This window comes from Nonomuraea sp. LPB2021202275-12-8, from assembly GCF_037044575.1.
GTDB lineage: Bacteria > Actinomycetota > Actinomycetes > Streptosporangiales > Streptosporangiaceae > Nonomuraea.
The window spans coordinates 1-9,348 of sequence record NZ_JBAHWD010000077.1; the positions used below are offsets into that span (position 1 = coordinate 1).

Genomic DNA, 9,348 nt, shown 5'->3' on the forward strand with positions numbered 1-9,348 from the left:
AAGATCACCTGCGGGGCCTTCGCCGTCGTGAGGGTCAGCGCGACTGCATGATCTCGCGCATCAGCCTGGCCGTCTCGGAGGGGGTCTTGCCGACGCGGACGCCGACCTTCTCCAGGGCCTCCTTCTTGGCCTGGGCGGTGCCCGCGGAGCCCGACACGATGGCGCCCGCGTGGCCCATGGTCTTGCCCTCGGGGGCGGTGAAGCCCGCGACGTAGGCGACCACCGGCTTGGTGACGTGCTGCTCGATGTAGGCGGCGGCCCGCTCTTCGGCGTCGCCGCCGATCTCGCCGATCATCACGATCGCGTCGGTGCCCGGGTCCTCCTGGAAGGCCTGCAGGGCGTCGATGTGCGTGGTGCCGATGACCGGGTCGCCGCCGATGCCCACGGCCGTGGAGAAGCCGAAGTCACGCAGCTCGTACATGAGCTGGTAGGTCAGCGTGCCGGACTTGGACACCAGGCCGATGCGGCCGGCCGTGGTGATGTCGGCGGGGATGATGCCGGCGTTGGAGGCGCCGGGGGAGGCGATGCCGGGGCAGTTGGGACCGATGATGCGGGTCTTGTTGCCCTTGGCCACCGCGTACGCCCAGAACTCGGTCGAGTCGTGGACCGGCACGCCCTCGGTGATCACCACGCAGAGCGGGATCTCCGCGTCGATGGCCTCCTTGACGGCGTCCTTGGTGAACGCCGGCGGCACGAACACCACCGACACGTCGGCGCGCGTCTTCTCGATGGCCTCCTTGACCGTGCCGAACACGGGCAGGCCCTCGTGCGTGGTGCCGGCCTTGCGCGCGTTGACGCCGCCGACCACGCGGGCGCCGGAGGCGAGCATGCGACGGGTGTGCTTGGTGCCTTCGCCGCCGGTCATGCCCTGGACGATGATCTTGCTGTTTTCCGTCAGCCAGATAGCCATGAGTTACGCACCTACCGCAGCGAGCTCGGCGACCCGCTTGGCCGCGTCGTCCATCGTGTCCACCAGCTCGACCCGCGGGAGTGCGGCGTCGGCCAGAATCTGCCGCCCGAGCAGGGCGTTGTTGCCGTCGAGGCGGACCACCAGCGGGTGGGTCACCGCCTCGCCACGGCTTTCGAGCAGCTTGAACGCCGAGACGATGCCGTTGGCCACGGCGTCGCAGGCGGTGATGCCGCCGAAGACGTTCACGAAGATCGACTTGACCGACGGGTCGGAGAGGATGATCTCCAGGCCCGCTGCCATGACCTCGGCCGAGGCGCCGCCGCCGATGTCGAGGAAGTTGGCCGGCGAGGGCTTGCCGGGAAAGGACTCTCCGGCGTAGGCCACCACGTCGAGGGTGGACATGACCAGGCCCGCCCCGTTGCCGATGATGCCGACGTCGCCGTCGAGCTTGACGTAGTTGAGGTCCTTCTCCTTGGCCTTGGCCTCGAGCGGGTCCTCGGCCGACTTGTCCGCGAAGGCCTCGTGGTCGGGCTGGCGGAAGGTGGCGTTGTCGTCGAGGGTGACCTTGCCGTCGAGCGCCTTCACCTGACCGTCAGCCGACAGGATCATGGGATTGACCTCGACCAGCGTGGCGTCCTCGTCCACGAAGGCGCACCACAGCTTCTCGATGAGCTCGGCCGCGCCGTCGAGCGACTTCTCCGGCAGCCCGCCGGCCGCCGCGATCTCGCGCGCCGTGGCCCGGTCGACGCCGGTCAGCGCCGAGACCGGCACCTTGGCGACCTTCTCCGGGGCGCTGTGCGCGACCTCTTCGATGTCCATGCCACCGGCTGCCGAGCAGATCGCGAGGAACGTGCGGTTCGCGCGGTCGAGCAGGAAGGAGAAGTAGTACTCCTCCTCGATCGCGCTGGCCTCCTCCACGAGCACCTTGTGCACCGTGTGGCCCTTGATGTCCATGCCGAGAATGGCGGTCGCCTTCTCGACGGCGTCGGCGGCGTCGTCTGCCACCTTGACGCCACCGGCCTTGCCACGCCCGCCGGTCTTTACCTGGGCCTTGACGACAACGCGACCGGTCAGCTCCTGCGCCGCCGCTAGCACCTCCTCCACGGTGTGGGCGACGATGCCGCGTGGCACCGGAATGCCGTAGTCCGCGAAGAGCTCCTTCGCCTGATGTTCGAACAGGTCCACGAGGGTCCGTCCTTGCTTATCCGACTGATGTTTCGACGGCCCGGGCCACCCCGTGCGTGCCGGGCGATTCCGCCAGTGAAGCCTAGCCCCAAGCTTGACCCGCGCAGGTCATCGGGTAGCAGATATCCCGCGATGTGACGGTGATCTCACTTCAGCAGGACGCCCCCTGCACGGAAAGTGCACCGATTCTCCCTCTAATGAGGCATCGGGCGAGATATGGCCGTGATCTTCGATTGGCAAGATTCGTGGCCACTTCGTATTCATCTCAAAAGGATCCGCATGAAGCGAATCATTGCCGGGCTGGCACTCGGCGCCGCGGCGACGCTGGTCACGGTGGCACCAGCGCAGGCCGCGCCCGTCAACCCGGTCAAAGCGGTGAACAAACAGTTTTCACCCGGACACGGAGTGCGAATCTCCGAGACCAACCGCACGTTCAAAGACGGCAAGGCGGGCATCATCACCAGGATCACGGGCTCACTGGAGTTCGGTGAATCCGGCGTGGTCGCCTCCGACCTGTCCAAGCGCTTCAAGCCCGCCAAGGGCATGGACAAGTCCGAGGCGAAGCTTTTCGCCACCCTCGGCCCGACGCGCATCCTGTCCCTGGGCGGCTACAGCTACGCCCAAGGAGGCGTCTACGGCACGAACCTGCCCGAGGACAGGAAATGGGTCCGCTTCCCGGCCGAGTCCGGCTCCGGCGTCAGCCAGATGATCGACATCTTCGACGCCAAGCTCCTGAAGACCCTGGTGGCGAAGGCGAAGCACGTCAAGGGCGACTATCGGGGCGCGATCTCCCTCAAGGAGCTCGCCGGCCTCACGAGCGGCGAGAAGGTCGACGGCCACCTGGCCAAGATCCAGGTGAAATACCTGCTGGACACCGATTCCAGGGGCCTGGTGAGCCGGGTGGTCAGCGAATGGACCATGGACTTCGGTGTTCTCGGGACCAGCAAGAGCGTCACCGAGTCGCGTTTCACCGGCTGGGGTGCCAAGATCAAGATCAAGGCGCCGCCTGAGTCGCAGTGGGTCGATTTCGAGGACCTCGACGCTGACGCGCTTCAGGATATGCCGGAAAACTCGATCGACTTGCTCGGTCAGAACCGCTAGATCTGTTTCCCCGTCGCCGGTTTGCGGGGGTTCGCCCCTTAGCTCGATGACACCCCAGGAGCCCGCTTCCGGGGAAATGCTGCCATTTTTCACCGGCCCCGTTCAGGGCCTCCGCTTCGCCTTGTCACATCCCCCTCATGGAATGAGAAATCCATATGAACCGAATGCTCGCCGGCCTGGCTCTGGCCTCGGCCGCCGCGCTGATGACGGCCACCCCCGCGACGGCCGCCGCCACGCAGGCGCCGGCCAACCCGCTGACGGCCGTGAAGAAGCAGTTCGTCGCCGGCAAGGGAGTGAAGTTCACCGAGCGCACCGTCATGGACGACGGCCGGACCCGCGCCGTCTTCGTCCGGCGCACCGGCACCTTCCAGTTCGGCAGGTCCGGCGTCGCCGCGTCCGACATCACCGGCAAGCTCAACATCAAGGCCAGTGACCTGGAGGACCTGGGCGCCGAAGGCGACGACCAGTCGTTGTTCAAGGCGCTCCTCGTCCCCGAGCGCACGATCAGGATCGGCACCACCTCCTACCTGTCCGGCAGCCTCTGGTCCGGGCTCCTGCCCGAGGGCAAGACGTGGTACAAGGCTCCCAACGGCCCGGTCGGCGGCTTCACCGGCCTGTACGGCCAGCCGCTGAACATCGTCGAGCCGGCCACGCTCAAGACCCTGCTCAAGAGCGCCAAGCCGGTCGCCGGCGGGTACGCGGGCAAGATCACCATTGGTGAGCTGCGGAAGGCCTCGCCCTGGTTCCGCTCCTCGTCGATGCTGGGCGGCGCCAAGGCCAAGGCGCAGAAGAGCCAGATCAGCTGGAAGCTCAGCGTGAACGCCAAGGGACTGCCCACCCGGCTGCTGACGACCGTGCCCCTGGGCGCCGTGATGTCGAACGCCGGCAAGAGCGAGACCATGAGCGTCGACACCCGCTACAGCGGCTGGGGCGGCAAGGTCTCCATCAAGGCCCCGTCCGCTGACGAGGTCACGACCAAGTTCGACGAGGGCGGCGAAGAGGACAGCCTCGAGAACCTGGACCTGCTCAACGGTCTCGGCAACCAGTAAGCCCTCCGGCGGTGACCGTGGGTCACCGCCGGCGGCACGTCCCCGTCCTCCAGGAGGATGGGGACGTGCCCGTGTGTCACTTCAGGCGGGAGTCGCGCACGCGGGCCCACTCGAGCGAGTGCCTGATCCCGTCCTCGACCGAGTAACGTGCCCGCCAGCCGAGCAGCCGTCCGGCGCGGTCGCTGCGGGTGTAGGCCCCAGCCACGTCGCCGGGCCGCGGCCCGGTCTCCACCAGGGAGATCGGCCGGTCCACGACCCGGTTGAACGCGTCGGCCAGCTCACGGACCGTGGTCCCCGATCCCGTGCCGAGGTTGATCACCGCCGTCTCGGGGAGCAGCGAGTCGAACCGCTCCAGCGCCGCCACATGCGCCGCCGCCAGGTCCCAGACGTGCACGTAGTCGCGGATGCCCGATCCGTCACGCGTCGGGTAGCCGGTGCCGGTGATCTGGAACGGCACGCCTTCTTCGTACGCCTCGATCATCTTGCCGAGCGCGTGGCTGGGCCGCCGTAGCTGCAACCCGGTGCGCATCCGGGGATCCGCGCCGATCGGGTTGAAGTAGCGCAGCGACAGCACCTCGATCGGCTGGGTCGCGGCGATGTCGGCGAACATGGCCTCGCACACCGCCTTGGTCCGCGCGTACGGGCTCTGCGGGGCGAGTGGAGACTCCTCGTCCACGGTGTGGTCGTCGCCCGCCTGATAGATGGACGCGGACGAGCTGAAGATCATCCGCTGGCATCCGTTGCGCAGCAGGTGGCCGGTGAACTCCAGGCTCTTGGCCACGTTCGCCCGGTAGTAGCCGACGGGGTCGGCCACCGAGTCGGGCACCACGATCAACGCCGCACAGTGCACGACGGCCGCGATGTCAGGATTTTCGGTGAATATCCGGTCGATCAGTGACCCGTCGCTGATGTCCCCCTCGTAGAACACCCGGCCCTCGGCGAACTCGCGCCGCCCGGTGACCAGGCTGTCGAGGATCACCGGCGTGATCCCCGCATCCAGGCACGCCGACGCCAACGTGCTGCCGATATAACCCGCCCCACCCGTGATCAATACGCGCACCCGAGCACCCTATCCACCAAGAGCCGAAGATTCCGTACGACCCAGAAACCGGCTTCTTCCCCCCGTCGCACCGGCCCACCCAGCCTCGACACAGCCCCGAGCCGGGCCCCCCGGCGCCCCCCTCCAGAGCCGACCACCCGGCCGCCCCACCCACCGAGCCCCCACACCCGCCCTCGCCCACCGCACCGCCCGGCCCTTCGGCACCCACCCCCACGCCACCAAGCCCTTCGGCACACACGCCCGGGCCAGACCATCCGCCACCAGGCCAACAGGCCACCAGGCATCCGCCGCCTGCCGGCGAAGCACCTCGACCACACCGACCCACCACGACCACGACCACGACCACGACCACGACCACGACCACGACGGGACACTTCATGGCCGGAATGTCACAAATTGGACCGTTACAACATTGTGACGCCCTATTCGCCCACGAAACACCCGTCATGTTTGTCACACCTAAGCAAGACGCGTTGTCGCGAGCACTCAGTCCAGGAGTACGACCCTTGAAACTCTTCCCCCGGATGCTGGCCGTGGCCGCCCTGGTCACCGTGGCGGCCTGTGCGGCGGAAGGCGCACCCGTAACGCACAACCCCGCGGCCCAGGGCACGTCCACCCAACGCGCGGCCGTACAGACGCGAGGCCCGGACGCGCCGGAAGGCCGGGCCGCCGGCGTGGCCGTCACGGCCACGTCGAGGAAGCCCAAGCTGGGCATCGCCGACATCACTCCCATGGGCGAGAAGTCGGAAAAGGTGGGAGTCGGGTTCCCGATCATCGTGACCTTCGACCGCGACGTACGCGACAGGGCGGCGGCGGAGGAGGTGCTGCAGGTCCAGGCGGACAAGCCCGTCGATGGCGCCTGGCGGTGGGTGTCGGACCGCAAGGTCGTCTACCGGACCAAGTTCTACTGGAAGCCGAACCAGAAGGTCCTGTTCAAGGCCCTGCTCAGCCAGATCCCCGGCAACGAGGCCGCCAAGGACGTCAGCCGCCGCTTCGCGGTGGGCCCGGCCAACATCTCGCTCGTGGACACCCGCAAGCACGTGATGAAGGTCTACAGGAACGGCAAGCTGGCCAAGAAGATCCCGATCAGCGCGGGCCGCGGCGGCCTCGTCAGGAACGGCACCGACGTCTATCTGACCACCAGCGGCGTCCACCTGACGATGGGCAAGAAGGCCGTGGAGACCATGACCTCGTCGTGGATGGGCGTCACCGATCCCAAGGATCCGCGCTACTACAAGGAGCAGATCCCCTGGGCGGTCCGCATCTCCGACAGCGGCGAGTACGTCCACCAGAGCTACGGCGACTACCAGTATCTCGGCCGCTCCAACCAGAGCCACGGCTGCGTCCGCGCCACCCCGGCCGGCGCCAAGTGGTTCTACGGCATCGCCCAGCGCGGTGACGTGGTCAAGATCGTCGGAACCAAGCGCCAGCTCGACTGGCGCAACGGCTGGAGCTACTGGCAGCTCAACTGGACCCAGTGGAAGAAGGGCAGCGCCCTGCGCACCGCCCAGAGCTGACGCCACGCGGCGCGCCCTCCCGGCGCGCCGCACCCCACCCTTCTCGGCGTGCCGCACCCCGCCTTCCCGGCGCGCCGGACCCCGCATATGGGGGCACCCGCTCCTCCCCGGAAGGGGGCTGTCCACCGCGCCGATCCACCGGACGACAATCCGGTACGGCCACAGCGGGCGGGAGCCGTACCAGGGGGATCGCCGTCAGGTCAGAGCTTCTCCACCGGCGCGTAGGCCAGCAGGAGCGTCTTCTCGCCTCCGGACCCGAAGTCGATCTTGACCTTGGTCTTCTCCGCCACGCCGTCCACCGACACCACCGTGCCCAGGCCGAACGCGTCGTGCGAGACGCGGTCGCCGGGGTTGAGGGTGGGGACGGTGCGACCGCCGCTCTTCTTGGCCGCCACCGCGGGCGCCGGCTCGCGGCGGGTGGCCGCGTTCCAGGCGGACTTGTTCGGGTCGGTGCGCCAGTCGATGAGCGGCCCCGGCACCTCGCTGACGAATCGAGAGGCGGGGTTGAACGACGGCGAGCCCCAGGAGCTGCGCACCGCGGCACGGGTGAGATAGAGGCGCTTCTGGGCCCTGGTGATGCCGACATAGGCCAGGCGGCGCTCCTCCTCCAGCTCCTTCGGCTCGCCGAGGGAGCGGATGTGCGGGAAGACGCCGTCCTCCATGGCCGTGAGGAAGACGACGGGGAACTCCAGGCCCTTGGCGGTGTGCAGGGTCATGAGCGTCACCACGCCCTGGCCGCCGTCGGCGTCGGGAATCTGGTCGGCGTCGGCCACCAGCGACACCTGCTCCAGGAACTCCACCAGCGTGCCCTCGGGATTGGCCTCCTCGAACTCCGAGGCCACCGAGATGAGCTCGTTGAGGTTTTCCAGGCGGGACTCGTCCTGCGGGTCCTCCGACGCCTCCAGCTCCGCCCGGTAGCCGGTGGCGATCAGCACCTCCTCGGCCAGCGCCGACGGCGGCATGCCCTCGCCCTTGGCGATCAGCTCCTCGACCAGCGCGACGAACTCCTTGATCGCGTTGAGGGAGCGGGTGGCCATGCCCGGCGCCTCGTCGGCCCTGCGCAGGCCTTCCCAGAACGGGATGCGCTCACGGGTGGCGAACGCCTCGACCATGGCCTCGGCCCGGTCGCCGATGCCGCGCTTGGGCACGTTGAGGATGCGGCGCAGTGACACCACGTCGAGCGGGTTGGCCAGCAGCCGCAGGTAGGCCAGCAGGTCCTTGACCTCCTTGCGCTCGTAGAAGCGCACGCCCCCGACCACCTTGTAGGGCAGGCCGGTGCGGATGAAGATCTCCTCGAACACCCGGGACGCTGCGTTGGTGCGGTAGAAGACCGCGACGTCGCCCGCCTTGACGTCCTCCTCGTCGCTGAGCCGGTCGACCTCCTGCGCGACGAACATGGCCTCGTCGTGCTCGTTGTCGGCCACGTAACCGACGATCTTGGGGCCGTCGCCCTGGTCGGACCAGAGGTTCTTGGGCTTGCGCGACTCGTTGCGCGAGATGACCGCGTTGGCGGCGGCCAGGATGTTCTGGGTCGAGCGGTAGTTCTGCTCCAGCAGGATGGTGCGCGCGTCGGGATAGTCGCGCTCGAACTCCAGGATGTTGCGGATCGTCGCGCCGCGGAAGGCGTAGATCGACTGGTCGGCGTCGCCGACCACGCAGAGCTGCGACTGGTCGGCGCCGGAGCGGACCAGCTCGCCGTCGGACGTGCGCAGCTCCGGACGGCCCACGAGCTCCCTGATCAGGATGTACTGGGCGTGGTTGGTGTCCTGGTATTCGTCGACCAGGACGTGCCTGAACCGCAGCCGGTAGTGCTCGGCCACCTCGGGGAAGAGCTGGAACAACGTCACCGTGTTCATGATGATGTCGTCGAAGTCCATCGCGCCGGCCTCGGTGAGCTTGAGCTGATAGCTCTTGTAGGCCTGGGCGAGCGTCTTCTCCAGGTGGGAGCCCGCCCGGTCCATGGCGGTCTCGTAGTCGATCAGCTCGTTCTTGAAGTTGCTCACCTGGGCGGAGAACGACCTGGGCGGATAGCGCTTCGGGTCGAGGTCCATCTCGCGGCAGACCATCGCCATCAGCCGCTGGGAGTCGGCCTGGTCGTAGATGGAGAAGCTGGAGGGGAAGCCGAGCCGCTTGGCCTCGCGCCGCAGGATGCGCATGCAGGCGCTGTGGAACGTCATCACCCACATCGCCTTGGAGCGCGGGCCGACGAGCCGGTCGATGCGGTCCTTCATCTCGCGGGCGGCCTTGTTGGTGAACGTGATCGCCAGGATCTCCCCGGGATGCACCTCGCGCTCGGCCAGCAGGTAGGCGATGCGGTGGGTGAGCACCCGCGTCTTTCCCGAGCCCGCCCCAGCCACGATCAGCAACGGGCTGCCATGGTGGATCACGGCCTCGCGCTGCTGCGGGTTGAGGCCATCGAGCAAGGGGTGGTCAACAGAGACTCGGGTCGGCACGCACCTAGGTTATGACCCTCCACCGACAAACGGCGCCCGGAATGCCGACAGCTGAAAGCTCGTTGTGCCAACG

The 9,348-nt window shown here is 67.9% G+C and carries 7 protein-coding genes; 3 read left to right on the plus strand and 4 right to left on the minus strand.

Features of this window, described 5'->3' with window-relative positions; genetic code table 11:
• Window positions 1-34: 34 nt before the first annotated feature.
• Complete coding sequence (gene sucD, locus V5E28_RS48315; RefSeq protein WP_336217065.1) at window positions 35-910, minus strand: succinate--CoA ligase subunit alpha; 876 nt, start codon at window positions 908-910, stop codon at window positions 35-37.
• Window positions 911-913: 3 nt separating this feature from the next.
• Window positions 914-2,095, minus strand: a complete 1,182-nt coding sequence (sucC, locus tag V5E28_RS48320; protein ID WP_336217066.1) for an ADP-forming succinate--CoA ligase subunit beta — start codon at window positions 2,093-2,095, stop codon at window positions 914-916.
• A 216-nt stretch (window positions 2,096-2,311) separates the two neighbouring features.
• Between sucC and V5E28_RS48325 the strand changes: the two genes are divergently transcribed.
• Entirely contained in the window at window positions 2,312-3,196 is an 885-nt protein-coding gene (locus V5E28_RS48325) for a hypothetical protein (RefSeq protein ID WP_336217067.1), read from the plus strand.
• A 155-nt stretch (window positions 3,197-3,351) separates the two neighbouring features.
• On the plus strand, window positions 3,352-4,245 hold the full coding sequence (locus tag V5E28_RS48330; protein WP_336217068.1) for a hypothetical protein: 894 nt from the start codon (window positions 3,352-3,354) through the stop codon (window positions 4,243-4,245).
• Between the two features lie 76 nt (window positions 4,246-4,321).
• Here the strand turns inward: V5E28_RS48330 and galE are convergent, their stop codons facing one another.
• Entirely contained in the window at window positions 4,322-5,305 is a 984-nt protein-coding gene (galE, locus tag V5E28_RS48335; protein WP_336217069.1) for a UDP-glucose 4-epimerase GalE, read from the minus strand.
• Between the two features lie 506 nt (window positions 5,306-5,811).
• Between galE and V5E28_RS48340 the strand changes: the two genes are divergently transcribed.
• On the plus strand, window positions 5,812-6,822 hold the full coding sequence (locus tag V5E28_RS48340) for a L,D-transpeptidase (RefSeq protein ID WP_336217070.1): 1,011 nt from the start codon (window positions 5,812-5,814) through the stop codon (window positions 6,820-6,822).
• Between the two features lie 200 nt (window positions 6,823-7,022).
• Here V5E28_RS48340 and pcrA read toward each other — a convergent pair whose 3' ends face one another.
• On the minus strand, window positions 7,023-9,245 hold the full coding sequence (pcrA, locus tag V5E28_RS48345) for a DNA helicase PcrA (RefSeq protein ID WP_336217071.1): 2,223 nt from the start codon (window positions 9,243-9,245) through the stop codon (window positions 7,023-7,025).
• Between the last annotated feature and the right edge of the window lie 103 nt (window positions 9,246-9,348).

What these genes read in the sequence shown, in the direction of transcription:
- sucD (WP_336217065.1), bottom strand. Translation starts at nt 910, where the DNA reads ATGGCTATCTGGCTGACGGAAAACAGCAAGATCATCGTCCAGGGCATG.
- V5E28_RS48325 (WP_336217067.1), top strand. Translation starts at nt 2,312, where the DNA reads ATGGCCGTGATCTTCGATTGGCAAGATTCGTGGCCACTTCGTATTCAT.
- V5E28_RS48330 (WP_336217068.1), top strand. Translation starts at nt 3,352, where the DNA reads ATGAACCGAATGCTCGCCGGCCTGGCTCTGGCCTCGGCCGCCGCGCTG.